Source organism: Pyrococcus sp. ST04 (assembly GCF_000263735.1).
Classification (GTDB): Archaea; Methanobacteriota_B; Thermococci; order Thermococcales; family Thermococcaceae; genus Pyrococcus.
Map to the genome: position 1 here is coordinate 1,615,785 of NC_017946.1, position 25,525 is coordinate 1,641,309.

The 25,525-nt window shown below is 41.4% G+C and carries 31 protein-coding genes, 1 tRNA gene, 1 rRNA gene and 1 other RNA gene; 9 read left to right on the forward strand and 25 right to left on the reverse strand.

Features of this window, described 5'->3' with window-relative positions; translation table 11 throughout:
• Positions 1-165: 165 nt before the first annotated feature.
• Together PY04_RS08590 and PY04_RS08595 are read right to left on the reverse strand one after the other, a co-directional pair.
• Positions 166-1,320 (reverse strand): PLP-dependent aminotransferase family protein, encoded by a 1,155-nt coding sequence (locus tag PY04_RS08590; RefSeq protein WP_014734733.1) that lies wholly within the window; start codon positions 1,318-1,320, stop codon positions 166-168.
• 115 nt (positions 1,321-1,435) lie between these two features.
• Positions 1,436-2,119 carry an aspartate/glutamate racemase family protein gene (locus PY04_RS08595; protein ID WP_014734734.1) on the reverse strand — a complete coding sequence of 228 codons (684 nt, stop codon included), beginning with the start codon at positions 2,117-2,119 and terminating at the stop codon, positions 1,436-1,438.
• A 73-nt stretch (positions 2,120-2,192) separates the two neighbouring features.
• Between PY04_RS08595 and PY04_RS08600 the strand changes: the two genes are divergently transcribed.
• The 4 genes from PY04_RS08600 to PY04_RS08615 all read left to right on the forward strand — a co-directional run bounded on the left by PY04_RS08600 (position 2,193) and on the right by PY04_RS08615 (position 3,569).
• Entirely contained in the window at positions 2,193-2,651 is a 459-nt protein-coding gene (locus PY04_RS08600) for a dual specificity protein phosphatase family protein (protein WP_014734735.1), read from the forward strand.
• Between the two features lie 85 nt (positions 2,652-2,736).
• A 5S ribosomal RNA gene (gene rrf, locus PY04_RS08605) occupies positions 2,737-2,858 on the forward strand.
• 8 nt (positions 2,859-2,866) lie between these two features.
• Positions 2,867-2,944, forward strand: a tRNA-Asp gene (locus PY04_RS08610).
• A 37-nt stretch (positions 2,945-2,981) separates the two neighbouring features.
• Positions 2,982-3,569, forward strand: a complete 588-nt coding sequence (locus PY04_RS08615; RefSeq protein ID WP_237710120.1) for a HemK2/MTQ2 family protein methyltransferase — start codon at positions 2,982-2,984, stop codon at positions 3,567-3,569.
• On the opposite strand, the gene PY04_RS09770 is transcribed toward PY04_RS08615, so the two are convergent.
• The gene (locus PY04_RS09770; protein WP_256359061.1) at positions 3,538-3,669 is read right to left on the reverse strand and encodes a hypothetical protein; all 132 of its coding nucleotides are present in this window, start codon (positions 3,667-3,669) and stop codon (positions 3,538-3,540) included. The two genes, PY04_RS08615 and PY04_RS09770, sit on opposite strands and share 32 nt — an antisense overlap.
• A gap of 20 nt (positions 3,670-3,689) precedes the next feature.
• The gene (locus PY04_RS08620) at positions 3,690-4,352 is read right to left on the reverse strand and encodes a DUF434 domain-containing protein (RefSeq protein WP_014734737.1); all 663 of its coding nucleotides are present in this window, start codon (positions 4,350-4,352) and stop codon (positions 3,690-3,692) included.
• A 60-nt stretch (positions 4,353-4,412) separates the two neighbouring features.
• On the opposite strand from PY04_RS08620, the gene PY04_RS08625 reads away from it, so the two are divergent.
• Complete coding sequence (locus tag PY04_RS08625) at positions 4,413-5,276, forward strand: DMT family transporter (protein ID WP_048056134.1); 864 nt, start codon at positions 4,413-4,415, stop codon at positions 5,274-5,276.
• Here PY04_RS08625 and PY04_RS08630 read toward each other — a convergent pair.
• The 7 genes from PY04_RS08630 to PY04_RS08660 form a co-directional block, all read right to left on the reverse strand.
• The gene (locus tag PY04_RS08630) at positions 5,242-5,973 is read right to left on the reverse strand and encodes an HAD family hydrolase (protein WP_014734739.1); all 732 of its coding nucleotides are present in this window, start codon (positions 5,971-5,973) and stop codon (positions 5,242-5,244) included. The two genes, PY04_RS08625 and PY04_RS08630, sit on opposite strands and share 35 nt — an antisense overlap.
• Entirely contained in the window at positions 5,957-6,982 is a 1,026-nt protein-coding gene (gene hisC, locus PY04_RS08635) for a histidinol-phosphate transaminase (protein WP_014734740.1), read from the reverse strand. The genes PY04_RS08630 and hisC overlap by 17 nt, the downstream gene beginning before the upstream one ends.
• Complete coding sequence (hisIE, locus tag PY04_RS08640) at positions 6,979-7,608, reverse strand: bifunctional phosphoribosyl-AMP cyclohydrolase/phosphoribosyl-ATP diphosphatase HisIE (protein WP_048056135.1); 630 nt, start codon at positions 7,606-7,608, stop codon at positions 6,979-6,981. Before hisIE ends, hisC begins: the two co-directional genes overlap by 4 nt.
• Before the next feature lie 13 nt (positions 7,609-7,621).
• Positions 7,622-8,380 carry an imidazole glycerol phosphate synthase subunit HisF gene (hisF, locus tag PY04_RS08645; protein WP_014734742.1) on the reverse strand — a complete coding sequence of 253 codons (759 nt, stop codon included), beginning with the start codon at positions 8,378-8,380 and terminating at the stop codon, positions 7,622-7,624.
• On the reverse strand, positions 8,374-9,063 hold the full coding sequence (gene hisA, locus PY04_RS08650; protein ID WP_014734743.1) for a 1-(5-phosphoribosyl)-5-((5-phosphoribosylamino)methylideneamino)imidazole-4-carboxamide isomerase: 690 nt from the start codon (positions 9,061-9,063) through the stop codon (positions 8,374-8,376). Before hisA ends, hisF begins: the two co-directional genes overlap by 7 nt.
• Position 9,064: 1 nt before the next feature.
• Positions 9,065-9,640 (reverse strand): imidazole glycerol phosphate synthase subunit HisH, encoded by a 576-nt coding sequence (gene hisH, locus PY04_RS08655; RefSeq protein ID WP_014734744.1) that lies wholly within the window; start codon positions 9,638-9,640, stop codon positions 9,065-9,067.
• Positions 9,641-9,712: 72 nt separating this feature from the next.
• Entirely contained in the window at positions 9,713-10,594 is an 882-nt protein-coding gene (locus PY04_RS08660) for a DUF996 domain-containing protein (RefSeq protein WP_014734745.1), read from the reverse strand.
• 71 nt (positions 10,595-10,665) lie between these two features.
• On the opposite strand from PY04_RS08660, the gene PY04_RS09540 reads away from it, so the two are divergent.
• Positions 10,666-10,721, forward strand: an RNA gene (locus PY04_RS09540) — C/D box small nucleolar RNA.
• Here the strand turns inward: PY04_RS09540 and hisB are convergent.
• The 5 genes from hisB to PY04_RS08685 all read right to left on the reverse strand — a co-directional run bounded on the left by hisB (position 10,719) and on the right by PY04_RS08685 (position 15,084).
• On the reverse strand, positions 10,719-11,249 hold the full coding sequence (hisB, locus tag PY04_RS08665; protein ID WP_048056136.1) for an imidazoleglycerol-phosphate dehydratase HisB: 531 nt from the start codon (positions 11,247-11,249) through the stop codon (positions 10,719-10,721). The two genes, PY04_RS09540 and hisB, sit on opposite strands and share 3 nt — an antisense overlap.
• 75 nt (positions 11,250-11,324) lie before the next feature.
• Positions 11,325-12,452, reverse strand: coding sequence for a histidinol dehydrogenase (hisD, locus tag PY04_RS08670; protein WP_014734747.1), 1,128 nt, complete (start codon positions 12,450-12,452; stop codon positions 11,325-11,327).
• Positions 12,442-13,056: an ATP phosphoribosyltransferase gene (hisG, locus tag PY04_RS08675; protein ID WP_014734748.1), complete on the reverse strand. Its 615-nt coding sequence runs from the start codon at positions 13,054-13,056 to the stop codon at positions 12,442-12,444. Before hisG ends, hisD begins: the two co-directional genes overlap by 11 nt.
• Complete coding sequence (locus tag PY04_RS08680) at positions 13,053-13,958, reverse strand: ATP phosphoribosyltransferase regulatory subunit (RefSeq protein WP_014734749.1); 906 nt, start codon at positions 13,956-13,958, stop codon at positions 13,053-13,055. Before PY04_RS08680 ends, hisG begins: the two co-directional genes overlap by 4 nt.
• Positions 13,959-14,217: 259 nt before the next feature.
• Entirely contained in the window at positions 14,218-15,084 is an 867-nt protein-coding gene (locus tag PY04_RS08685) for a hypothetical protein (RefSeq protein ID WP_014734750.1), read from the reverse strand.
• 83 nt (positions 15,085-15,167) lie between these two features.
• Here PY04_RS08685 and PY04_RS08690 point away from each other — a divergent pair, with 83 nt between their 5' ends.
• A complete protein-coding gene (locus PY04_RS08690) occupies positions 15,168-15,962 on the forward strand; it encodes a phosphatase PAP2 family protein (RefSeq protein ID WP_237710121.1) in 795 nt (264 codons plus the stop codon).
• Here PY04_RS08690 and PY04_RS08695 read toward each other — a convergent pair.
• From PY04_RS08695 to PY04_RS08705, 4 genes are all read right to left on the reverse strand, one after another.
• Positions 15,959-17,695, reverse strand: coding sequence for an ABC transporter ATP-binding protein (locus PY04_RS08695; RefSeq protein ID WP_014734752.1), 1,737 nt, complete (start codon positions 17,693-17,695; stop codon positions 15,959-15,961). The two genes, PY04_RS08690 and PY04_RS08695, sit on opposite strands and share 4 nt — an antisense overlap.
• A complete protein-coding gene (locus tag PY04_RS08700; RefSeq protein WP_014734753.1) occupies positions 17,688-19,400 on the reverse strand; it encodes an ABC transporter ATP-binding protein in 1,713 nt (570 codons plus the stop codon). Before PY04_RS08700 ends, PY04_RS08695 begins: the two co-directional genes overlap by 8 nt.
• Positions 19,401-19,473: 73 nt before the next feature.
• Positions 19,474-19,833: a hypothetical protein gene (locus tag PY04_RS09700; RefSeq protein ID WP_193384566.1), complete on the reverse strand. Its 360-nt coding sequence runs from the start codon at positions 19,831-19,833 to the stop codon at positions 19,474-19,476.
• Positions 19,818-20,192, reverse strand: a complete 375-nt coding sequence (locus PY04_RS08705) for an ArsR family transcriptional regulator (protein ID WP_014734755.1) — start codon at positions 20,190-20,192, stop codon at positions 19,818-19,820. The genes PY04_RS09700 and PY04_RS08705 overlap by 16 nt, the downstream gene beginning before the upstream one ends.
• A 97-nt stretch (positions 20,193-20,289) precedes the next feature.
• On the opposite strand from PY04_RS08705, the gene PY04_RS08710 reads away from it, so the two are divergent.
• Positions 20,290-21,453 (forward strand): MFS transporter, encoded by a 1,164-nt coding sequence (locus tag PY04_RS08710; RefSeq protein ID WP_048056138.1) that lies wholly within the window; start codon positions 20,290-20,292, stop codon positions 21,451-21,453.
• A gap of 1 nt (position 21,454) precedes the next feature.
• Here the strand turns inward: PY04_RS08710 and PY04_RS08715 are convergent, their stop codons facing one another.
• The 4 genes from PY04_RS08715 to PY04_RS08730 form a co-directional block, all read right to left on the reverse strand.
• Positions 21,455-22,075 (reverse strand): DUF835 domain-containing protein, encoded by a 621-nt coding sequence (locus tag PY04_RS08715; RefSeq protein WP_237710122.1) that lies wholly within the window; start codon positions 22,073-22,075, stop codon positions 21,455-21,457.
• Positions 22,076-22,416: 341 nt separating this feature from the next.
• Complete coding sequence (locus PY04_RS08720; RefSeq protein ID WP_014734758.1) at positions 22,417-22,749, reverse strand: hypothetical protein; 333 nt, start codon at positions 22,747-22,749, stop codon at positions 22,417-22,419.
• A 96-nt stretch (positions 22,750-22,845) separates the two neighbouring features.
• Entirely contained in the window at positions 22,846-23,544 is a 699-nt protein-coding gene (gene acdBI / locus PY04_RS08725; RefSeq protein WP_014734759.1) for an acetate--CoA ligase II subunit beta, read from the reverse strand.
• A gap of 47 nt (positions 23,545-23,591) precedes the next feature.
• Positions 23,592-24,518: an SDR family oxidoreductase gene (locus PY04_RS08730; protein ID WP_048056139.1), complete on the reverse strand. Its 927-nt coding sequence runs from the start codon at positions 24,516-24,518 to the stop codon at positions 23,592-23,594.
• 47 nt (positions 24,519-24,565) lie between these two features.
• On the opposite strand from PY04_RS08730, the gene PY04_RS08735 reads away from it, so the two are divergent.
• Complete coding sequence (locus PY04_RS08735; protein WP_014734761.1) at positions 24,566-25,219, forward strand: HAD family hydrolase; 654 nt, start codon at positions 24,566-24,568, stop codon at positions 25,217-25,219.
• Here PY04_RS08735 and PY04_RS08740 read toward each other — a convergent pair.
• On the reverse strand, positions 25,200-25,463 hold the full coding sequence (locus PY04_RS08740; protein ID WP_014734762.1) for a hypothetical protein: 264 nt from the start codon (positions 25,461-25,463) through the stop codon (positions 25,200-25,202). The two genes, PY04_RS08735 and PY04_RS08740, sit on opposite strands and share 20 nt — an antisense overlap.
• Positions 25,464-25,525: the final 62 nt, after the last annotated feature.

A 25,525-nucleotide genomic window follows, 5' to 3' on the forward strand; every position in this document is an offset into this window, starting at 1 on the left:
GAATTACCCTATATAAAATTTTCGAGAAAATCTTTGTCACATCGAACAAGTTTTTATATTTTTAAAAATAATTAAAAAAATTTCGAAAAAATAAATTCAATATCTAAGAAAATTCTGTACATTCGAAAATAATATTCCAAATAGAAAAATTAAAGTTAACAAATGTCAAGATGAAATTTCTTCAGCTAATCTCTTAATACCCTCCTGAATTCTTTCCGTAGTTTCGAATGTGAAGTTCAATCTCATTTGATCACTGCGTGGATTAACAGCATAAAATACACTACCAGGAACGTAAGCCACTCCCTTTCCAACGGCCCTTTCCAAAAGTTCATCCGTGTTAACCCCTTCCACCGTAGCCCAAACAAACATTCCACCATCTGGTTTTGTCCATGAGACATTATCTGGCATATAATCTTCAAGCGCCTCTAGCATAGCATCCCTCTTGGGCTTGTAGTAAGACACTATTTTTTCAATTTGCTCATCTAAGAGACCCTTTCTTAGGAAAAGGGCAGCAGCATACTGTCCAAAGGAGTTTGTACAGACATCAATTGTCTGCTTAGCAACAAGAAACCTCTCATACAACTCTTCCGGAACAACCATCCATGCTATTCTGAATCCGGGAGTGAATATTTTGGAGAATGATCCAAGGTATATGACCCTGTCATTAGAGTACGCCTTTATTGCTTTAACTTTCTTTCCAGAATATCTTATATCCCCATATGGATTGTCCTCGACTATATAGAAATTGTACTCCTCAGCAAGCTCAACAAGGTACTTTCTCCTCTCTTCACTCAACGTTGTACCAGTTGGATTTTGAAATGTTGGAACGGTATACAGAATCTTTGGCCTCAGAGTTTTAAGGAGAACCTCTAAATCCTCAACGAGAAGGCCATTCTCATCAACATGTATTTGAGCAAATTTCGGCTCATAAACCTGGAAGGTGTTGAGGGCAACAAAGTACGTTGGAGCTTCTACTAGGATTAAATCTCCTGGATTTATCATTGCCCTACCGACTATATCTATTCCCTGCTGAGAACCGTGAGTTATGATAACATTCTCAGCAGAAGTTTTAGCTCCCCATCTTTCCTTCATATAATCAGCTATCTCCTCTCTTAATTCTGGGATGCCTTCAGATGGCCCATATTGAAATGCTGAAGGGATTGAAGAAACTTCTTCCACTATCTCTCTAAGCTTATCCAGTGGAAATGTTTCAACACTTGGAACTCCTCCCGCAAAGGATATAACATCCCCCGAGCTTATCAAATCGAGAACCCTTTTTAGGGCAGTTGTGTCTATGGCTTTTATCCTCTCCGAAAGCATTTTAGCACACCTAACCTCTAACCAGAAACTAAAATATTTTTACGATTTTTCCAAACTTTTCTGAAAAAATGACCAATAAAAGCTAAAAAAGCAAAAATTTTTTAACAAAATGAAATCACTCTTGAGTAGCGAGTTCTATAAGCTTCCTCATATGAATCTCAGCGGAATCAAAGACTTCAACGCTAACATCTCCTTGCTTGATTGCAAGCGGTAGTTCGGTGCATCCTAGGATAACCCCTTCAATTCCCTTTTCCTTTGCATATTTCTCTATCAGGCTCACTATCCAGTCCTTACTCCTTAAGTCTTCAAAAGCCAATTCCTCAAATATTATCCTGTTAAGCTTTTCCTTCTCCTCATCACTGGGTACTACAACTTCAAGACCCTTATCTTTTAGGGCATTTATATAGAAATCGGCACTCATTGTAGTCTTCGTTCCAAGCAAAAGAACCTTCTTAACACCCCTACGAAGAACCTCTTCTGCAACAGCATCTATTATGCTTACCATCGGAACATTGACTTCCTTCTGAACATCATCAAAAACTATGTGGGGGGTGTTTGCCGAAAAGGCTATTAACTCTGCCCCTGCCCTCTCCAAAGCTTTGGCAGCGTTTATCAGAATTTTCTTCCTCCCCTCCCATCCCTCAGGATTCTCAAAAAATTCCTTGAAATTTATCGAATAAATTATCAGCTCAGGATAAACATACTTCTCAAACTTTTCCCTGCTTATCTCTATGTACTTCCTGTAATAATAACAGGTCGACTCTGGTGTTGTCCCTCCAATGATTCCAATTTTCTTCATAACCATCACCATAAGAGCGTGAAAATAAAAATTTATGAGCATTTTTATGAAAGGAAATTCAGGGAGTCCCAAGATGGATGTCAGGTTCATTGATGAAAGCGTTGCATTTTCAAGAATGCCATATGAAGATGAACTAGAAGAATTAGTCAAAGAATTTCAGGCATTTGTTGTTTTAGTAGAAGAGTTTGAGCTCGTTTATAATTTGGATGATCTGAGAGCAAGAGCAGACGTGCTACATGTTCCAATCCCAGACTTCACGGCCCCAAGCTTGAAAGAGCTAACAACAATCGTCGAATGGATAGAAAGAAAAGTGAATGAAGGGAAGAAAGTTCTGATTCACTGCTATGGCGGAAGCGGAAGAAGTGGAACAATAGCAGTCGCTTGGCTCATGTATAAGCATAGACTACCGCTAAAGGAAGCTTTAAGAAAAGTAAGAATCCTGAAGCCTAGTGCGGTTGAAACCGAAGAGCAAATGAACATTCTTATGGAATTTGAAAAGATAATAAGGGATGATGACTCTGGAGCCCCCTGAGCTGTGATGACCAGTTCGCGGATCTGACCGGTGAATCCTCATCTTCCGAAAAGTTTTTAAGTTGGGGTTGGGGAGGTTATTTCGGCACGGCGGCCATAGCGGGGGGGCTACACCCGGTCTCATTTCGAACCCGGAAGTTAAGCCCCCCAGCGATCCCGGTTGTACTGCCCTCCGAGAGGGGGCGGGAAGCCGGGGACGCCGCCGGCCACTAAAGCGCCCGGGTGGTGTAGCCCGGCCTATCATGCGGGACTGTCACTCCCGCGACCCGGGTTCAAATCCCGGCCCGGGCGCCAGAATTCTCCCATTAATTATCTCATGGCGGTCCACTATATGGATCTTAGGATAGAGACTTCTCCAGAGGTTTACGAACCTGCCGAGGATACGTTTCTTATTGCAAGAGCTCTAGCAAAGGAGGTCAGAAAACATGACATAGTCTTAGACATGGGTACAGGAACTGGAATTCTAGCACTAATAGCGGCAAGAAAAGCTAGGTTTTGCATAGGAGTTGATATAAACAGAAAAGCACTCGAGCTTGCGTGGAAAAATGCAAAGCTAAACAACGTTAGGAATGTCATGTTTGTATTTAGTGACCTGTTCTCAAATATAAAAGGAAGCTTTGACCTTATAGTATTTAATCCCCCATATCTTCCAGGAGATGAAGAAGAGATAAAAGAGGACATAGATAGGGCTTTGATAGGCGGAAAGGGTGGTGGGGAGATAATTCAAAAGTTTCTACAAGAGGTCAAAGGTTATCTTGAGCCTGGAGGGAGGGTGCTACTTGTCTATAGCTCCCTAACAAAGCCAGATCCAGAAAAGCTATTCAGAACTAAAGGATTTAAAACTGAGATCATTGATTCTGAAAAGCTATTTTTTGAAGAGCTTTATGTCATGAGAGCTGAACTCTCTTCACATTGGTAATGAGTTTAACTTTTGGCCTTTCTTTTTCTTCCTCATTCCATTGTTCAAACGAAATCTCAATTCTTCTGAATTTCTCTATCATAGGCTCTGGTCTAAGCATGCCTTCGACTATTCCCTTACCTATTTAAGCCTTTCGTCGAAAATCTTCAAAGCCTCTGAAAATCCCAGCGGTTTAATCCCTAGCATTCTTGCAGAATTTGCAACAATATCGTACACTCCCTTGACCTTTTCTATAATTCCTGTATCAGCCGTTGCAACATATTCAAAATTCTTAAGTTCATAGTCTGGACTTTTAACTAGCTCAACCTCACCCCTAAGTCCGTAGTTTTTCATGATCCTCAATGTAATCTTCCTGATCTCCCCGCTCTTAGATATACTTCTGCCATAAAAGACAAACACTTCACCGGGAGATGCAGAAGCTAGTGTTTTTATCATGATATCTATGACTTTTTCCGTAAGATCTGAGAACCTATACTTCCCTTGATACTTTAAATCCCTCACAAGACCATCCTCACATATTACGGCAATCCCCTGGAGGAGGGATTCTAGTGTTATCAGAACATTAAAGCCATCAACACCAACTCTCAGTCCACTCAAATCCCTAAGAATCTTTTTCCTTACTTCTCTTACCCATGAATCAGGAAAAACACATCTGGCTAAAAAGTGCCTTTCCCTTAAAGTTAGCCTGTAGTGATTTGCAATGAATTCTAGAGCACTACTTTTCCTATACCCCCTGTTCAGCAAGAATTTCAGATCGAAGTACGCTTCATACATCCTTCCCATTTGGCAATCCTCCAGTTATGTTGAAGGAAACTTTTAAAATACTCGTTATAACGTTGTGACATGAGCTTAATTCTTGGGGTAAGCTTAGCTGTTGGTGCTGCGTTTGTATGGGCACTAACATCGGTGCTCTCAAAGATCCTCATGGAAAGGGTAAGTCCATTAGCTCTTAACGCTCTCAGACTGCTCATAAGCTCAGTATTCTATCTTCCCCTTATAGCCTTACTAGGTGCCATTCCAGATAGGGAAATTACATGGTGGGCTATATTAATAGCCTCTGGTATAATAGGATTCGCCATTGCAGATTGGCTATTCCTTGAGGGAATGAACATTATTGGAGTCTCGAGAGCCGGCATACTCGTAACTCCTCATCCAATATTAACTATGATACTCGCCCATTACCTCTTGAATAGGCCACTAAACGCCTCAATAGCCCTTGGCGCAGTTCTAATTGTTATTGCGGTAATAGTACTAGTGAGTGAAGCGATGGACAGTAAAGGAGGAATGAGCTGGAGGGGAATTGGATTTGTGATAGTTGCAGAGCTACTCTGGACGATTGCAGTCCTTGTTACAGATTGGCTTGTTAGTAATGAATCCGCCGTTGCAATAACCGGATTAAGAATAAGCTCCGGGGCATTAGGATCCTTAGTGTTCTTTAGAACAATTAGAGAGACAGTGAGAAAAATGAGTGTTGAGGATTGGGAGCTTGTAGTGGTTATAACGATCCTTGGAACAATGCTTGGCCAATATTTCTTCATAAAGTCAATAAGCCTAGTAGGTTCCAGCATAGCGACTCCTGTAACAGAGTCCAGTCCAGTAATGGCAGCCTTAATGGCCGTAGCATTTTTAAAAGAGAGGTTTACCAAAAGGCTGGGGATTTCCCTGGTTCTAACTACCCTCGGGATAATTCTAATAGGACTCGCCTAATCGCCTCGTTGACGTCTTTCACATCCCTCCCCACCCTTATAAATCCAAAATCTCCAAATTTTTTTCTATACTCTCGTATCATTGCTTCATCGCTTCCACTATCCCCAATATATATCCCATATTCTCCCCTCGTTAGGATATAAAGGGCCCTTGGGTCAGGCTTTTCTATTATATCTCTTGTAACAACGTTCCTGAATTTATAGCCTATTACTCTCTCCGCAAGTTCCATTTCAAGAGAATCCCTTCCAGTAACAACACCGACTTTAGCAACATTCTCAAGCTTTTTCAAAAGCTCAACATCCACAAGTGATTTCTCAACTCTCCACAGCCCAGGGAAGTCAAAAAGCCTCTGAGAATATAGAGTTCCTAAATAGTAAGTATTGAAGACCCTCTCAATTTCACACTCATCAAGGGCAATCCCAAACCTCTTCCTCACCCACTCAACTCCCTCCCCTTCAGGAAATTCACTACAAAAAGTCCTGAGATCACCAGAGAGTGCTCCAATTATTAAAGCTTCACTGAGCTTGAAGTCGTCAGGAAATACTCCCTTAGCCCTCAGGTTCCTTATCGCGTCAAGGGGAACATCAACTCTCTTTCCGAACTTTTCAAGGAAATATTCAGCGGTAAGCTTAGTGGCATAGTCGTAACTTTCGCTCGTATCTATGAGAACGCCATCAACGTCAAAAACCACCCACACCGTTATCACCCGCGAACTCCTTTAAGGCAGAGATTACTTCGTCATTTTCATCCCTTCTTCCGATTGTAACTCTTATATGACCGCTAAGCCTTCCAGAGAGCTTTCTCACAACTATCCCCTTTGACAGGAGATATTCATAAGCATCAAGCTTAATCAAAAGAAAGTTCGCGTCACTTGGATATGCATAGTCTCTTAACTCTCTGAACATTCTCTCCCTCTCGGCAACTATGAACTTAACGCGCTCTTCAACGACTTCATAATGGTCGAGAAGAGTTTCAGCTATAATCATTGTTACAGAGCTAACACTAAATGGGGATTTTATTCTATATATGGCATTAATTACTTCGTCACTAGCAACCATATAGCCAGCTCTTATCGCCGCGAGGCCAAATGCCTTAGAAAAAGTTCTCAACAGGATCAAGTTTGGATACTCCAACACTTTGTCAAGCAGAGACTTACCAGCAAATTCAACATAAGCCTCATCAACAACAACAGGAACTCCAGTCTCCACGACCTTTAAAATTTCTTCTTCAGGCTGTAAGTTTCCAGTAGGGTTGTTTGGCGATGCTATAAAAACTGCTAGTGCATCCCTGCTTTTCTCCGCTATCTCATCTCCATTAATGTGAAAGTCTTCATCTAAGGGAATCTCCACTATAGGGATTCCATAAAGCTTTGAGTAAAAGGAGTACATTCCGAACGTAGGTGGAGTCGTTATGATGTACTTTCCCTCAAACATCCTCACCAGATAATTTATCAGCTCATCGCTTCCGTTCCCAACGGCTATGTTATTCACATCAAATCCCAAGAATTCAGCTAGTTTCTCCCTCAGGGGAAGGGAGGTAATATGAGGATACCTGTTAAACTCGAGAGCCCTTAGCTTCCAAAATATCTCTTCCTTTATCTCAAGAGGAACATCAAAAGGATTTTCGTTCTTGTCTAGCCAAATCCTATAATTACCCTCAAGAACCCGGTAGGGTTCAAACTCCAGAACTTCCCTCCTGATCTTCATTTTCTTCTCCTCCTTAGCTCAGCCATCACTTCTCCTAGTGATATATCATTATATGCTAATAAAACTAACAAGTGATACAGCATGTCTGCAACCTCATAGATTATCCTCTCCCTACTCTCTGCAACCAAAACCTCTATTGCCTCCTCCCCAAATTTTTTGTATATCTTCTCCCTACCCTCTCTAAATAGCTTGGACGTATATGAGCCCTCAACTGGATTTTCTTTTCTTTTCCGTATAAGCTCCTCAAGCTCTCTCAGAATTGTTAAAGAGTAGTCCATTGGGAGGACTCTTTCAGGCTCTCCAAGCTTTCTGTAGAAGCAGGAATAGTTGCCAGTATGGCATGCAGGGCCCTTGGGTTCAACTATCAAGAGGAGGGCATCATTGTCACAATCTATTCTGACTTCCTTCACAATTTGGACGTTACCACTAACCTCTCCCTTCATCCTTATCCTCTCTTGAGATCTTGAATAGTAGTGAGCATAGCCCGTCTCCAAGGTCCTCCTAAGGGCTTCTCTATCCATATAGGCAAGGGTTAGAACTTCCCCTTTAGTGTCTTGAACTATCACTGGGACTATCCCATTATTCTTTTCCCAGTTTACTTGCTCTATTAACTCTTCAATATTCAAAGCTAACCCTCCTTCAATAATCAAGCCTAATGGGCACTCCTCTCATGGCCAAAAACTCTTTAAGTTCCCTAACCGTATACTCACCGTAATGGAATATTGAAGCCGCTAATGCGGCTTCAACACCAATTTGAAATACCTCAAGAAAATGCTCCGGCTTTCCAGCGCCTCCAGACGCAATTACCGGAATTTCAACTGTATCAACAACGGCCCTTGTCAAAGGGATATCAAAACCATTTTTTGTTCCATCCGTGTCCATACTTGTTAAGAGTATCTCACCAGCTCCCAGAGTCTCAACTTCTTTTGCCCATTCAACAGCATTTATTCCCCTCGGCTTTCTTCCACCGTGGGTATAAACTTCCCAGAACTTGCCGTTCCATTTAGCATCTATTGCAACAACCAAATTCGCCGTTCCTATAACCTGAGCAATTTCCTCCACAAGTCTTGGATTATCAACAGCCGCAGTGTTTATGAACACCTTATCAGCTCCTCTCTTTATTATTTCTCTTGCCTCTTCGACTGTTCTTATTCCTCCTCCCACGGTAAAAGGTACATATATTTCCTCAGCTATTTTTTCAACTAAATCAAGTAGAATTCTTCTTTTCTCGTAAGACGCCGTGATGTCTAAGAATACGATCTCATCTATTCCTTCTTTCTCATATCTCCTCGCAAGCTCTATTGGATCCCCAGCATCTCGAATGTTCCTGAACTTTATGCCCTTAACCACTCTCCCTTCCTTTATATCGAGGGCCGCTATTATTCTCTTAGCTAACATTTTTTCGCAACCTCCACCAGCTCTTCTAGAGAGAAAAACCCCTCGTAAAGGGCCTTACCCACTATAACTCCAGAAAATCCTATCTTAGACAACTTAACCACGTCGCTTAACTTGGAAACCCCACCAGCATATATGAACTCTTCATCACCCCAGAATTTCTCTATTTCCTCTATCCCCGTCAGGGTACCGTCCCTTTCAACAGAAGTATAAACAAACCTGCTAACATATGGTTTCACAAGTGAGTAAGCCTCTTTAACAGGTATTCCACCCTCAACCCATCCTTTAATGGCTATTTTACCGTCTTTGGAGTCCAAACTGACAGTTATTCCATCAAACTCTTTGGTTATCCTCTCGAGAAAGTCCAAGTCAAAGGCCCTAGTTCCGATTATCACGTTTTCAACACCAATGCTATAGGCCTTAGCAATCCATTCATACTCCCTGAAACCACCGCCTATCTGAACCTTAACTCCGATCTCTTCTATTATCCTCCTCACAACATCCAGATTCCTCGGCTTCCCCGTAAAGGCTCCATCTAAATCAACAATGTGAATCTTGTCAACTACTTCAGAGAACTTTTCGGCAAATCTCAGGGGATCTCCATAAACTTTCACGCTATCCCTCTTTCCCTTATACAGCCTAACCGCCTGACCATTCATTAGATCTATAGCTGGATATACTTCCATTTTACATCCCCCTGAAGTTTTTCATGACAATCAAGCCGTTTCTGCTACTCTTCTCGGGATGAAACTGAACTGCATAGATATTGTCCCTACATACGGCCGAGACGAATTCGATATTCCCGTAATCCGTAACACCCACAACTATGTCCTCTTCCGGAATTGCATGATATGAGTGAACAAAGTAAAAGTACGCCCCGTTCTTAACGCCCTCAAACAAGGGGCAACTCCTTTTAATCCACACCTGGTTCCATCCAATGTGGGGGGTCCTAACTCCCCTAAGCCTGACGACTTTGCCCCTAAATACCCCAAGGCCTTTTCTCCCGGGGCTTTCCTCACTTTCCTCAAAGAGGAGCTGTAACCCTAGACATATCCCAAGAAACGGCTTTCCCTCCCTTATTCCTTCAAGAATGATATCTTTCAGAGGCTCCAGCTTATCCATCACGGCACCAAAATTGCCCACTCCAGGTAGGACTATTTTCTCGGCCTTCTCTATTCTGTAGGGATCATCCGTTATCTCACCCTTAAGGGCCTTCCTCACATTGGCTAAATTGCCTATACCAAGATCCACTATTGCTATCATTGTCCATCCTTAATGAGAATTTAATATCAGAATTTAACTTCTACATTAAAAAAATTGTACAAACGACAAAAGCTACTCGAGGTGAAGTACAGCAACATCCCCTGTCCAAAATTTAACCTCTATAGACTTCGCCGTCTTGGGCATTGAGAGATGAACTACCTGCCTTCCATTAACGAATTCACGTGGATTCCCCGAATATACAACCCTTCCATCAACCCGAACTTCCGTTATGCATAGCTTCTCCACACATGGAAACTCATAAACCAACACTCCCCTTATTTCATCCCCTTCAATATTGCCAAAGAACTTGAGATCCCCATCCTCAACGACGATGTCATACGAGGGAAGCAGTGCTGAGACAAGCAGATATGATAGAATTAGAGATGCCAAGGGAAACACCAAGAACTTCTGCTTGTCGATTGTTATGCTCTTTCCTTTTATCGTTTGAACCTTTGATGGCATTTTGTTATAGGCCATTACCTCAACTATCCTACCCCCTATAGCAACAAAACCCCCAACAACAGTTGGCAGTAATAGAGCACCATAAAGAACGAGCTTTCCGGCAAGTAAGAAGTCATTAACTCCAGTAGCTTCATAAAAGTATTTCAGCACTTCTTTTTGAAGGAGTGCCTCAACAACAAGGAAGGGATACAAGAAGAGTAAGAACACGTATAGAATCTTAAAAAACGAAAAGTTGTATATCAGAGCAATGCTAACCCTCGAAAGCCCGTATGCAGCTATAGCAATCCCAAAAATCCCAATTATCACGGCAATTATTTCAAGCTTTAATGGCCTTTCATCTACTAGCTGACTCCACTTATATAATCCATAAAGATAAATTATAGCCCCTATTAACCCAATTAATGACCCAACACCCGGAATTAACGACACTAAAGTTAAAACAGCCCCAATCGTTAGGAATAATTTTATATTTTCAATACTTACCAAATTCACAACATCCCACCCGGTAGTAATACCGGATAGCAGGATAAAAACTTTGTCCTAATGCACTAAATAAAGGATATGAGAATGATGAACCCGCGCAGCTCTGATTGGTGATGAGGATCTTAAGTGCTGATTATAACACTCCCTTCGTGCTCTCTACCCTACTTTTTTCCCTAATCGCCTGAGATAGGGCCCTTCCCAGTCCCTTAAAAGTTGCTTCAATGATATGGTGAGCATTTATTCCTGCAAGCTTCTTTACGTGGATAGTTGCCCTCAGAGATCTAGCCAATCCCCAAAGGAACTCCCTTAAGAGCGATACTTCAAATCCCTCCTCCCCCTCAACAATGTCCAGATCGAGATTTAGATAGGGCCTCCCCGATATATCCACAGCAACAAGCACCAATGCATCGTCCATGGGCATTATGACAGTACCGAACCTTGAAAACATCTCTGGGAGATTTTTTCTGATCTCTTTCCCAAGGGTTATCCCCAGATCCTCCCAGAGGTGATGTCTGAGGTCGTAGCTAGCCCTAACCTCTGCATTTACTTCCATATAAAAGAACATTGCTTCAAGCATGTGGTCAAGAATCTTATCTCCCGTATTTATTTCCCCTTTCTTCCCTATTTCCACAACTATATCCGTCTCCTTGGTTTTCCTCCTCAATATGACCACCCCACAATAACAGTTCGGGGCTTTCCCTAGGGATGCAGTAAAGAACACAGTGATTAGCCTTAATCCTCATTTCCTAACCTCCATGCTTTTCTTATGCATATCCATCCCCTCTATTTCGGCGAGTCTGATTCCAAGATATCTCTCCCTCAGGAATTCCTCCCTATCCACCATGGCCAGGCTTATCGGCTTCATAAAATCGAGAACCGTTAGGACACCCATGAACTTTGCAGCACCTCCGGTAGGAAGAACATGATTAACCCCAAGAAAGTAATCAGCTGCAGGAACTGGAGTATAGGGGCCCAGATAAACTGCACCAGCATTTTCTATTAAATCCAAAAGAAGTAGTGGATCCTTAGTTATTATTTCCAGGTGCTCTGGGGCTATTTCATTCGCCCTTTCAGCACATTCTTCAAGCGTCTTACATAGTATAACCTCAATCCCATTCCGAGAGCAAAACTCCGCAAGCTCCTTTGAAGTCGTGAGAAGCCATGCCTTGCTGTCCTTCCCATGTTCAAGCTGACTTAGTAAATCTGCCAAAACATACTCCTTATTGGCAGTTTCATCAGCTATAACGGCTATCTCGGAAGGACCTGCAAGACTATCTATACCCACAATTCCAAAAACCTGCCTCTTTGCCTCATTTACGAATTTATTCCCTGGTCCAAAAATTTTTTCAACTTTTCTCATTCCAACGCCATAGGCCATAGCCGCTATAGCCTGAATGCCTCCCAGCTTATACACCTCACTAATCCCAAGTAGCTTTGCCACATAAAGGATGTAGGGGTTAACCTTACCCTCTTTCGGGGGCGTTGTCACAACGATCTCCTTAACCCCAGCAATCCTTGCGGGAACCCCCACCATCATTAGAGTCGAAGGCAGGGGCTTCCCTCCAGGAACGTAAATTCCGATTCTCCTTATTGGCCTGTAAATTATTCCATAAAGAGATCCGTTCCTGATTAACAGCTTATCTCGGGGAAGCTGAGTCAAATGATACTTCTTTATCCTCTCAATTGTCCTTTTAATTATTTCCTTATCCCTATCCGATATCTGAGATTCAGCTTCTTCAAACTCCTCATCACTAACCCTGAAAGGGCCCTCATAATTGTCAAACTTCCGAGAGTACTCCTTGAGTGCTTCAATCCCTCTCCTCTTGATATCCTCCAGTATTTCCCTAACATATGCCTCAAGTTCCATAAACCACCCTCCTAATCCTCATTATCAAGGAGTTTATCTCCTCGAACAAAACTTTCTGAGATATCCTATTTACCAAAAGCAGAGCAGAAACATCCATTATTTTAGCAACTTCCACTAAACCATTAGCCTTGAGAGTGTTCCCTGTCTCCACTATGTCAACTATAGCATCAGCTATTCCAACCCTAGGTGCCAACTCAACGCTTCCATGTAGCTTTATTATTTCAACTTCAACCCCTATTCTCGAGAAAAACTTCCTAGTAACGTTCACGTATTTTGTAGCTATCCTAAATCCATCCATATCCTCTGGAGAAACAACTTTACTTCTTGGCATGGCCAAGCTAAGTCTACACTTTCCAAAGGGAAGCTCTAGAGGAATGAAGACATCACTCTCCCTTTCCTCTACAACATCGCTCCCGGCAATTCCAACGTCTATACCGTGCTCAACATATACTGGAACGTCATATGCCCGGGATAATAGGAATTCATCCCTACCATTGCTCCAAATCAAGGCCCTTTCGGGTTTTTCAGGGATCTCAACGCCTGATCTTCGAAGGATATCTACTGAATCTTTGTAAAGCCTTCCTTTAGGAAGAACGAATTTCATCGTTTCTCACCTTTCTCGGATTTAAGGGCCACCTCAACCGGAATTCCTAACCGCACCATTTCTCTCGCTAAAGCATATGCTTTTCCGATATCTTCATTCGAGATTATCTGCCTACTCCTCTCCTTTGGAGAATAGAGCCTCGAAAGCCTATCAAGATAAAACACAAATCCAATTCCAACTTTTCCGTTTAGTTTGTACTCTCCCCCACCACCAATAGGCTTTCCAAGCCTCGGGGAATATACCTCAAAGATTATATCTGTGTAATACGGAAGGGGTCTCACTGTTCCTAGATCTATGAAGATTCTTTCATCATTAACAGCTTCAACTATGGAATCCAGCTTTTCATATCCACTTCTCTTTCCTCTAAAGTTGAAAAGTCTCCATAATCTTTCTTTTTTCTCTGCCGGAAGAGGAAGTCTTTCAATTATTTCAAAGTTTCTCTTTATTAGCGCCTCCCTAACCTTGGGCCAAAATTCCCCTGCTTCCTTCTTCCAAATCCCAATACTCCCCAAATCTATGTAGAAGTCCTCGATCCCTATAGATTCAAGTGCTGTTATCATTATAGAAAGCACTTCAACATGTCTCTCAATTCCTCCCTCACCTATAAGCTCAACTCCAGCCTGCCATTCTCCTCTAATATCCCCATTTAACACTTCAGCTACGTAAAATACCTTCGTCTGCCCTTCGATTTTCTTGACTATCCTGGATGTTACGTCGGGATTGAGGAGATAAAACTCGTTGTTGTAAGAGAATTTCGTTCCTTTTCTTATCTCCGGAGAGTACTCCTCAATTGTGGGGAATATTATCTCCCTATACCCCCATAACTCGAACGTGCGTCTTAAGCGGTTTCCTATCTCTGCCAACTGTAGGTAGTCAAGGATCGTGCGCCTCAAAAAAGACACCTCCCGAGCAAAGTAAGTCCAGTAGAATAATCAAATATGGTGGAATATCATTACGAGCAACACTTTTATGCCCATTGGTCTCTCACTTAGGCTCATTACTCTCTCACCCTTCTTCACCCACGCTCGTTGTTTCGGGTAGTTAAGGATGTCGGTAGAATTTCTGTCACATATGCACTAATATTCAGAAAAATGCATAAACATTTGTCGAATATACAAAGAAAGCACGTGAATGTGAATGGCATGAGCAAAGGACTAACCATTAACTTTTCAATTTCCCATACTTTTTCTTGCTTTCCTTAAGGAACTTTCTATACTCTCCTAAGATGTCTCTACAGTCATTCCCTATCTTCCTCCTGCTAATCCTCACGAGAATCCCCAGGGATAACAAGTACACCCCAAGAACCAGGGTGATAATTATCAAGGCCGAAACGTCGCCTGCACTAAGCAAGAAACCCACGAACAGGGGAAGTAAGTACAGAAGGTTCAACAAAACATTAACTCCCTTTCCGGGAGTAGGAATATCAGAAATACACCTCACAATATCCCTCCATCTTGAACATGCCTTAAGCAATCTCCCTCCAACCAAAATGTAATCCTTAAACTTGTACACGCCAATGCTCTCTGAGTCCATGAGACATCTATAGCCAAACTTCTCAACGAAGGACTTGACATCGTCACTACAGGGTTTAGCATTTAGAATCATGAAGAGATCCCTTTCCCAAAGCCAAGTAACACCTAAATAGATGACAATTGATGGGATTGCAAGTATCTTCCAACCAGTAATAGCAAGACCAAGCTGGCCCGCTATTAATGGGTAGCGGAAATTTGAGAAGCTTGGGAACTCATCGACTGAAAACGTGTTCTTAGACCTAATATGAAGATACAAAACAACTAAGATGACTGCTAGAAAGGTGTTTACTCCAACTAATTCATCCCCCTTAAAATCCCCAAAGGGCGTTGAAAGGAAAACATTACTATTCCAGCCCCCATAGAAGCCCAGCGATATTATATATACAACAAGGGGAGTTAACATAATCATGCTGATTTCCTTTTTCTTATTAGACAACTTTCCAAGAAGTATTCCCATCCCAAATCCCACGATTAAACCTAATACAAGAGGTATCATTCAACCACCTTACAAGAATTACTATTTGAACTTTTAAATTTGCCCACCTCAATGCTTTTTAATTGAGTGCATAAATCGAGGAAGTGAAAGGTGTGAAAGAGATGATAAATGAAATAAAAGGTAGGATATCAAATAAGGAAATCTTGATAAGGCTAAACGGATTCATTATAAGCTACTTTGGATGGATTATTTTCACTCTCCTATATGAATACTTCGGAAGATGGAGTATTGACGTAACCGAAGAATTTTTGAAACTCCCCCTAACATCGAAATCTCTCGTCTTGGAACTTTTGGATATTACTAAGTCAATTTTTCCCCTATACGTTTTGCTTAGAGGAGTTTACTACATAGGATTTGCCGGTTCTATAGGGTTTATGGTTATTTACATCCTTCTTTATTTAAGAGACATTAGAACTTCTGACGAACTTCTTGGAGGCTATCTCTCAGCTTACATAATTGCTGGTGTAACATACACTCTTTTCCATGTTTATGCTCCCCATTATGTCTATCATATCCCTGGATACCCACTTACTAACACTCTTCTAACTAGACAAGAGTTTGTCTTTCCTTCCCTTCACAACGCCTTTGCCGCGATCAACATAATTGTTATATGGAAGTACAAAAGAAAAATTGGTGCCAAGGTCTTACTCTTATTGAACACCTTAATTCCCTTCGCAACGGTATTTTTAGCTCACCACTGGATATATGATGTTGTCTCTGGATTTGCCCTAGGTATTGCTGCATTAAAGATTTCAAAGAAAGTCATGAAAGGGGTTCCCAAAACTATCTATAATATTGAGTTAAAGGTTCTGAGGGCACTCACAGTGTTTAATGTTGCTCTTGTAGTCCTATTGCTCTTTTTATCCTTAGAATACTAAGCCTCTTGCAATTGGGAAGTATAAAAGGTGTAAAAGTACCCCTTCTTCCCCAAGAGCTCTTCAAAACTTCCCTCTTCGACTATCTTACCATCATCTACAACAACTATCTTATCAACGAATCTAGTTATAGACAGCCTGTGGGCAATTATTATGCTAGTTCTTCCCTCCATCAGCTTAAGCATTGCATCTTGAACCAGCCTTTCAGTTTTGGGATCAACGCTTGAAAGTGCTTCATCCAGTATCACTATATCAGGATCTTTAAGCATGGCCCTTGCAAGGGAGATAAGCTGTCTCTCACCAACTGAAAGCAGTTTACCAGCCTCGCCAGCACTTGTATTATAGCCCTTTGGAAGCCTCATTATAAAATCATGTATGCCAAGCTTCCTACATACCCTAATAACGTCTTCTTCCTTTGCATCGGGATTCGCTATCAGTATATTTTCCATAATAGTTCCCGGGAATAAATAGGTCTCCTGGGGAACGTAGCCTATTCTTCTTCTCAGGCTTTTTCTGCTTATTTCCCTGCCATCTATACCATCATAGAGCACTTTCCCTCTTGTTGGATCGTAGAACCGCATTATTAGGTTAACTATTGTAGTTTTCCCCGCTCCAGTCTTCCCAACTATCGCAATCTTTGAGGCAGGAGATATCTGGAGATTTATCCCTTTAAGAACTGGCCTCCCCTTTTCGTATTCAAACCAAACATCCTTGAACTCTAATTCTCCTTTGAGCTTTTCAACTTCAATCCCATCATAGCTCTCAACGTTTTCATCGTCAAGAACCTCATATATTCTCTCCAATGCCGCCAATGCTGATTGAAGGCTATCATACATACTCACAACATTGTTTATTGGTCCTCTGAATCTCTGGGCATACTGGACAAAAGCCACGACAACACCAATGCTCACGGCTCCTTTGTAGGCTAGGTACCCCCCATAGGCTATAACCAGAATAACTGAGAGAAGACTTGTAATGTTCATTAGTGGCCAGAAAATTCCCATATAAACCGCCACTCTGAGATAAGCTTTAACTGTCTCTCTTGAAACTTTCGAAAATTCCCTCTCAACTTCCCCTTCCCTTCCAAAGGCCCTTATCGTCTCTACTCCTGCGACACTTTCCTCAACTACACTGGATATCTTGGCTATTTTCTGTCTAGTTTCTCTATAGGCCCTCCTCATCCTGGTTCCAAAGTAGAAGGCCACAAAGACCATGAGGGGAACACTAGCGAGGGTTACCAACGTGAGCCTAAGGTCAAGAAGCAACATTGCAACCATTATTCCCGCTATGCTGAGAAGGCTACTTATGCCCCCAAGGAGGCCAGAAACCAAAATGTCATTCACCATATTCGTATCGTTTATTATTCTCGAAACCAAATCCCCCGTTGACTTCTCCTTAAAGAAGTCAAGATTAGAATAGAGAACCTTTTCATGGAGTTTTGCTCTAAGCTTCTGAAGAACCTGTTGGCCAAAGACGTTTGTATAGTAAGTTTGAAGCATCGTGAAGAACCACTGAGCCACGAGGGCCACTAAGTACAGAAGAGCTATCTTCCAGAATTCTTCATACTTTTTCGGAATTATGTACTCATCAATGGCTATCCTAAGGATGTAAGGCGAGGCTAGGGTTGATAAGGTTGAGCCTATTATAGCGATAATAACTATTCCAAGAACCCTTTTATAAGAGAATGCCTCACCAAGGAACCTCATAAATAGTGATAGGCTAGATCTCTCACCCATTGTCCTCACCCACCCCAGAAGCCCTCAACATCTCACTAAATACTCCTCCTTTTTTGGCGAGTTCCTCTGGTGAGCCCTCCTCTATTATTTTCCCATCTTCCATCACTATGACCCTATCAACGATTCTAGCTAGGGAAAGTCTTTGGGAAACTATTATGGCAGTTTTATCCCTGAGGATATCTTTCAAATCTTCAACAAGCCTTCTTTCCGTTTCAGCGTCAAGGTTCGAAACAGGATCATCAAGAAGAACTATCTTCGGATTAAGCAACATGGCCCTTGCCAGCGCTATCCTCTGTCTCTGCCCTCCTGAAAGAGTTATCCCTTTTTCTCCAACAACGGTTTCATAACCCTGGGGAAGACTCTCTATAAAGTCCCGGATCTTTGCTATCTCAGCCGCTTTCTTAATTTCCTCTAACGTTGCATCAGGCTTGGCAAGGGCTATATTTTCCCTAAGGCTTCTGTTGAATATGAAAGGCTCTTGAGGAACGTATGCAACTATTCTTCTCAGGCTGTCAGTTTTTATTTTACTCACACTTATCCCGTCTATGAGCACATCTCCCTTATCAGGCTCGTAGAGCTTCGCTATAAGCTTAAGAATAGTACTCTTTCCGGAGCCAGGAGGACCAGTAATCAAAACTTTCTCACCCGGCTTTACCTTAAAGCTTATACCCTTGAGAACCGTTTTACCGGTGTGATAAGTAAACCACACATCTCTAAATTCAACCTCTCCCCGAGGATTGGGAAGATCAACGGCGTCTGGAGGATCAACGCTCTTTGGTGCACTGTCGATTACGTCAAAAAGCCTTGAGGCCGCAGCTAGGCTCCTCTGGATGTCCCCTATTATAAACCCAAATGCTCTTAAGGGCCACATTAGAGTGAGCATGTAAGTTAAAAAGGCTGTAAGTTCTCCAACTGTCAACGTTCCATTCATTATTCCCCTTCCACCGTAATACAGCATTGAACTCATGGCAAGGCCCATAATAAGGAAGGGAGCATTACCGTACATTGAAGTAACTTTCGTTGCCTGAACGTTTAGTGCAAAGAGCTGTTCATTTTCCTTTGAGAATTTCTCCTGAGCATAACCCTCTGCAGCTAAAGATTTTATTGTTTTTATTCCAGCTATCGTCCCCGTTGCTATTGAGGCTATAACTCCAGTCTGGTGTCTTATCTTGTCATAAATGGGTCTAACTTTTTTAGCATAAGTAAAGTTAATTATAACAACTATTGCTATCGTAATTAGAGCAACAACCGTCAACTTTCCGCTCATTTTAGCCATATAGTAAAGGGAAACTCCTATTAGGAAGGTAGAATATACGAGCATTCTAAGTCTAAATGATAAGAAAGCAGTCACTCTTTCCGCGTCATTAGTAATCCTACTTATCAACTGCCCTGTGAAAGTTTTATCAAAGAACTCCATTCTCTGCCTCTGAAGCGCCCTGAACGCGTCCATTCTAAGCTCATATATTGCATGTTGAGAAGCTTTGACGAGAAGATATCTGCCAGCAAAGCTAAAGACACCGTTAAGAACTCCAGCCAGAAGTATTAGAAAGCCATAGTGAACGGCAGACGTGTAGTTCCCAACAGAAATACCCTTGTCAATGGCATTTCTTATCAAAACTGGAATAATACCATTTGTGTAAGACATCAGAACAACTAACACTATTCCAATGATAAATTCGAGCTTATAATTTTTCAAATACCCCATTAGTCTTATGAATTGTGAAAATGACCGTTTCATATCCCCTCGTCCTAACTATGTCGCACGGTTATATAAATGTTTACTGGTTAAGATATCCATCTAATTGAACCTTATGCATTTTCCTTGTTCTAATTTTTCTAAACCTCAAGATATTTAATGAAGACGGCAAGTCAAATTTAGGAAACAGCTCTTCAACGAGCTCATCTGCGAGATCTTTAGGGAAGCCATTCTCGATTAGAGCCCTTTTAAAGCTTCTCCTGCCTTTATTAGCCATCCTAACAAGACCTGCAATTCTAAAAGATATTCGGATAATGTATAAAATCAAGAAAAATGTGGAGAGAATAAGCCTCTTCACTCCTCTTTCTTCTCCAATGGCTTCAAATATCTTCTTCCCAATGTTCATTGAATCCATATATTCTTTTGTTAATTCCAACGCCATCTCCTTATTCCCCGTTCTCCATTAGCCTCAACTACTATTCCTAGTTGTTCCAGTTTCTTAATTTTCGATCTCACGGTGTTCCTTGAGGCTTTTCCCCTTCTACCTCTCAGTTCCCTTGTTATTTCACTTATATTAGCTTTTTTAAGATCAAAGAGTATCCTTACAATCTCCCTAGCTATTGGATCGTTTTTTATTTCCGGTATAACGACATCTATACCTACTCCCCCATACTCCGCATAAACGTTAAGCAACCTAAGGTACGCCTGAGCCATTTGAGAGATTATGGCGAATGTTTTCATGATCTCATTGAGTGTCTCTCTAAGCCGCTGAACTTCCCTGACGAGCTCATCATTTTCCATGATTGAACGTTAAGTGGTCAAAACTATAGGTTTTCTGGTCACTCTTGACTATGATAGGCAAGACTTAAAAATACAAATAATATGAAGCTGAGGTCAAATGAAGTGGAGTGAAATCCCAAGGGATGCAAGAGCCTATATGCTCTATCACACAATAATAGAGCCCCAACTGATCGTCTGGTTGCTTCTACCCTTATATATGATGTACTCAGGTTACTCAGTCCTAGATGTCGGAATAATATTTACAGTCGTTAACATAGCCTCAATTCCAATAACCTATGTTATTGGAAAGATATTCAACAAGTTTGATATCAAGAAGGGTCTCATGATAATAGACATTCTTGATGGAATTGCATACATTCTATACGGGCTTGCACATGGCACATATTCTTCCCTAATGTTCTTTCTTGGTAGGCTCATAGAGAAGATATCTACCTTATTTTATCCACTATATAGAGCATACGAGCAGATAATATATCCCAAGGATAAGTATGAAGAAATCTTCGCCTGGCACTTAAGGTTGCCAGAGATCAGCAAAATGGTAGCCTTTCCGATTTTAGGGTATCTCTTTGGCTATGTCTTTACAGGATTAGAAAACTACAGAAAGGCATTCATACTCTTTGGACTTCTGTCAATCCCAACAACCCTGTATATTTACTATTTTCTTCCACCAGTACGAGCTCAAGAGAAAATAACCCAAGAAACGTTTAAATTTAAAGTTGGAGAATTCAAAGTTCTGCTTATATTTGAAGCTCTTTTTATCCTCGGCTGGAGCCTAGCTCCAGATTTTATCATGATAAACTACATAGTGTTTGAGCTTAAGAAGACGATATTCGAGGTAACAATAGTTAGTTGTATCAGTAGTGCATTTTCAATAATCGGAACGTACATTAGTGAGAAAATTCCCAAGAAAAAAGGTTTCCAAGCAATAGCGGCTGGAATGGCATTAAACGCTATATATGCTCTTATAATGTCTTTATCTCCCCCATTCTCCATTGTAATGATCGCTTATGCAATAGGCTCAATGGGAGATTCTATATGGTTTCCATTCTACAGAGCGTGGCAGTTTTCCCTGATTCCAGAATTTAGAGCTCCTGAGTTCCATGCTGCAATATCAAGCTACAGAAAAATAATAACACTAATCACCCCATTTATCGCCGGAATTTTGGCAAGTATTCATCCAACTATGCCCTACGCAACTAGTTTGGCGACTTTCTTAGCCGCGGCCGGCCTCTTCATATATTTGTCAAGAGAGGAAAAATAAATCACAGAGGCTCGAACTCATTTAACAGCAACGTGTACTGTCTTTGCTCCAATGCTTTTTCATCAACAGCCAGAACTAGGGCAGAGTTCAACATGAGAAGATGATCCTTAAGGTTCACGAGAAACTTGAACACGCTCGGGAATTCATTGTATATCAGGAGATACTCAAGACAATCTATAATTATAACAGCATAACCATTTTCCTTTGCAAACCTTATTGCATATTCTTGAATGACGTGAAGCTTCGTTGGGGGAATTCCTTCTTCTGAGGCTTGAGTTATCCAAACTGTTCTTATATTCTCGCCGAGCCCTCTATAAAAGTCAGGTGATCTCGTGAAAACAAGGATTGGGGCATTTAATTCCCTTATCATATTTATGAGGTCTACAATTCTAGATCTTGCCCCAGATACTATATAAGCCCCAAGAAGCTTTTCTCCGTTACCCCCGGGAGATCCTCTTTCCATAGGTTTAATTATAAAGGGATATTCCTCCTCCAAGAACCTTACATACCATGTTATTGCAACTATCATCCCGAATATTATAAAGGAGTATGTCACATATATGACTTCAGGTATCAACTGCCATCCAAAAGCTTTCGCAATAACTTCGACACCCCTCACCACCACCCCCAAAAATGAGGTGGTTACTAAGATTAAGACAGCTCTTCTTATTTTTCCGGAATACCTACTCACCCTTTTAATAAAAAACAGGAAGAGATAAAGTAAAGACAGTGTTAGCATTAAGGAGTATATTAGGATAATGTCCAAACATTCCACCTCCAGATTGAATGGAACTTAATTTGGTGACTATTTCCCGAATATTGAAGAAGATTTTAATATTTTTCTGTTGAAATTTTGTAACAAATGGTAAGAAATAACAAGAGGAATTTTCACAACTCTCCAACACATAGAATTGACCTCCTCCTCACCCTAGAGGGCAAGGCTTTCAAAGGAAAATGTAAGAGCTAAGAAATTCGACTTTTCTCCTTTTTTATTGAATAAGTTAACCCATATGCAGGCCATATCCCTGGAGGCTGAGAGTAGTGGTGAAGGTTTCTCAGAATTTTCTCAGCATCTTTTCTTGTTTTTGCCTTCACTATTAACTTTCCAGGCCTAAGTATGACTTCAGCCTTTGGGAGATATAAGATTATTTTGTCTCCATTAATTTCAGGCTTTGCTCTCATTAAAAGAGACTTCAACTCCCTGTATGCATCGTCAGTTATTTCCTGTTCTAAAACTTCCTCACTATTTTTCTTAAATATCCTAGACCAGAAACTATTCGACTCATCCTCCTCCATCGGCGTTCATAACCTCCTTCACTATTTTCCAATAGACCTTTTAAGAAACGCTCTTTTAAGCTTTTCTCAAGAATAAACAGAGAAACGGCAAAAAGATCAGAGGATCATCCTAGCATCTACGGCAACTGCCGAATCCTCATATGCGAAGATTGGATTGATGTCAATTTCTCTTATCTCCGGAAGCTCGAGAGCTAGCTCACCGACCTTAACTATAATATCAGCCAGGGCGTCAATGTTTACCGGCTTTTCTCCTCTTGCACCTGCTAAAATTGGATATGCTTTTATCTCCTTGATCATCTCAAGAGCATCGTCCTTAGTAACGGGAGCCACCCTGAAGCTAACGTCCTTAAGAATCTCAACGAATATCCCACCAAGGCCAAACATTATTGCAGGACCAAACTGTGGATCCCTTATCATTCCGACAATTACTTCCTTGCCAAGGGGAAGCATCTTGTAGATTATAACCCCCCAAAGATCTGCATCCGGCTTGTAGTTCCTTGCATTCTGCATAATTGTCCTAAAGGCTTCCCTTGCCTCCTCATCGTTTTTTATGTTTATTTTCACGCCACCAGCATCACTCTTATGGATTATCTGGGGTGAAACTATTTTCATAACAACTGGATACCCAATCTCCCTTGAGAACTGAACAGCTTCCTCTTCATTCCTAGCAACCTTAAATTCTGGAACGGGAATTCCATAGAGCTTAAGGATTTCCTTTGCCTCAGGTTCAACTAGAGGCCTGTTTTCTGCTTTTGCTTTTTCAATAATTTCTCTGGCTTTTGCAACCCTATCCATTTGAATCACCCCTATTATCTTGACGTTTTTCAAATATTTTTGAGTGGTTAAAAGTATTTCCATTCACTTTTGAACCACTTAAAGGTCTCTGCCAACCCATCTTCCAAAGAATATTCGGGAGAGAATCCAAGGGATCTAAGCTTACTTATATCAGCAAGGCTCCTCCTTATATCTCCCGGCCTTGGAGGACCGAATACTATGGAAGAAGAGGAAGAAGTTAGATCTATTATCTTTAAGGCAAGCTCAAGGATTGTAGTTTCTCTTCCAGTCGCGACATTAAATACCTCCCCCTCAGCCCTCTTTTTTTCAGCCACAAGGATGTTCGCCTTAACAACATCCTTAACAAATATGAAATCTCTAGTCTGCTTTCCATCCCCAAATATAACTAGGGGCTTACCCTCCAATGCACGCTTAATGAAAATACTAATTACTCCAGCATAAGCTGAGCTCTGTCTTGGGCCAAAAACGTTGAAGTACCTCAAGATTACGACCGGAACCCCATAGGTTTCATGAAACACCTTGCAGTAGTACTCACCGGCAACTTTGCTAACTCCATATGGAGATATTGGATTCGGAGGTTCATCCTCTCTAAGGGGTAAATTCTGGTTGTTTCCATAGACAGCTGCTGAAGATGCAAAGATCATTTTCCCATTTCCCTCGCTTAGGGCATTGAGAATATTTAAGGTTCCAATGACATTAACTTCCTCAGTAAATATTGGATCCCTGATGCTCTCTTCAACGCTTATTTGAGCGGCTTCATGAAAAACATAATCCGCCTCCCTTATAATTTCGGCTATACTCGTGTAGTCTCTTATGTCAGCCTTGACGAGTTTTGCTCCCTCCGGCACATTTTCCTCCCTTCCAGAATAGAGATTATCTATGACAACAACATCGTTGTCTTCAACGAGGGCTTCCGCTAGATGGGAACCTATGAAACCGGCCCCTCCGGTTATTACAACGAGCTTATTCTTCATGGGGAAGTATTTATAGAGGCGGAAATAAAACTGTTGCGGGGGATGGAATGATAAAGTGTGTCATTTTCGATGTCGATGAGACGCTCGTGTATTATGAAGGCTACAATCTAAAGGAGTGGTATGAAAAGATAGCCCTTCCAGCAATGAAAAGACTCGGAGTAATTGTAGACTGGGAAGTATTCAGGAAGATGGCAAAAGGGGAACTCCCTAGGAGTTACGTTGAAAAGTTTGGCATTGATCATGTAGAGTTCTGGAAGGCTATGGATAGGGCCAATAGAGTATACAGGGAAGAACTACTCAAAGAGGGAAAAATTCATGTTTATCCAGATGTGGAAGCATTGAAAGAGCTTAAGAAAATGGGGATAAAGCTTGCAGCAGTTAGTAATGCTTCCCAGGATAATACAGAGCTCGTTCTTAAGGCGTTCAACTTGCTCAAGTACTTTGACGTTGTTTACGGGAAAGACTACAGCTACCTAGACGGGGTTAAACCAAATCCATATTTGATAAACAAGGCTCTAAAAAGCTTAGGAGTTAAAAAGGAAGAAGCCCTGCTCGTTGGTGATAGTGAGCTGGATATAAGAGCTGGAAAGAATGCTGGAATTAAAGTCGTTCAGATATTAAGAGAGAGGAAGTATGAGGGAGCCGACTACTATATTAATAACCTATGGGAGCTGGTGGAGATTATAAGGCGTGAGCTCTGAACTCCACAAGTTTCTTTAGCATTTTTGCTATCTCGTCATCAACTTCTGCCTCTGGATCCATTTTTTCTAATTTCTTCCTCAACTCCTTAAGCTCATCTAGGATATCCATGAGTTCCAAACTCCTCTGAGTAAATTCCCAGGAAGTGTGAGGACTTTCAAGTATTCTTGTCTGGAAAGTTACAATAGCAACTTTCACGTTCGCCTCTGCTTCATCTAGAAGCTTTAACACTTCTTTTGCTTTCATCAAACCGTCCCTCAGCTAGAGTGTTGGGAAAATATTTAAAACAGTTTTTCCTAACATTCAGT